Origin of the sequence: Frankia sp. AgKG'84/4, assembly GCF_023242965.2 — a bacterium.
Classification (GTDB): domain Bacteria; phylum Actinomycetota; class Actinomycetes; order Frankiales; family Frankiaceae; genus Frankia.
On the sequence record NZ_JALKFU020000911.1, the window covers coordinates 1 to 816 of the forward strand.

1 protein-coding gene is annotated in these 816 nt (G+C 72.9%); it reads right to left on the bottom strand.

Annotated features, from left to right (window positions below; all coding sequences use genetic code 11):
• The coding region (locus MXD58_RS25980; protein ID WP_250610368.1) for a DEAD/DEAH box helicase at positions 1 to 816 on the bottom strand (816 nt) is incomplete at both ends.

The window sequence follows — 816 nt, forward strand, 5'->3', positions numbered from 1 at the left end:
GTCCGCCCCCCCCGCCGCGCCCGGTGTCGCCGCGCCCGGTGTCGCCGCCGGTGGCGCGCTGCGCCGTACCGGTGCCGTCGTCGGCGTAGGCGTTCTCGTCGTCGTCGTCGTCGAGGCTCGCCACCAACGGGCGGTAGCGAACCTCGACCGGGAAGGTGCGACCGGAGACCTCGATGACGGGGGCGTCGCCGAAGTGCGCCGAGAACCGGCCCGTCTCGATCGTCGCCGAGGTGATGACGACCTTCAGATCGGGGCGGCGCGGCAGCAGCGACCGTAGGTAACCGAGGATGAAGTCGATGTTCAGGCTGCGCTCGTGCGCCTCGTCGATGATGAGGGTGTCGTAGCGGCGCAGCGCCCGGTCCGAGGAGATCTCGGCGAGCAGGATGCCGTCGGTCATCAGCTTGACCAGCGTGTCGTCGTGCACCTGGTCGGTGAACCGGGTCTGGTAGCCGACGACCCCACCGCCGGTCTGCGGCGCCGGGGTGCCCAGCTCCTCGGCGATGCGGTCGGCGACGGTGCGCGCCGCGATCCGCCGCGGCTGGGTGTGCCCGATCATCCCGCGCACGCCGCGGCCGAGTTCCAGGCAGATCTTCGGTAGCTGGGTGGTCTTGCCCGAGCCGGTCTCGCCGGCGACGATGACGACCTGGTGCTCGCGGATCGCGGTGAGGATCTCCTCCCTGCGTCCCGCGACCGGCAGCTCGTCGGGATAGGTGATCACCGGCACTCTGGCCTGCCGGCGCCGCACCCGTTCGGCGGCGCGGTCGGCGTCGGCCGTGATGGCGCGCAAGGCGCGCTGGCGGGCCGCGGGCTCCCGGG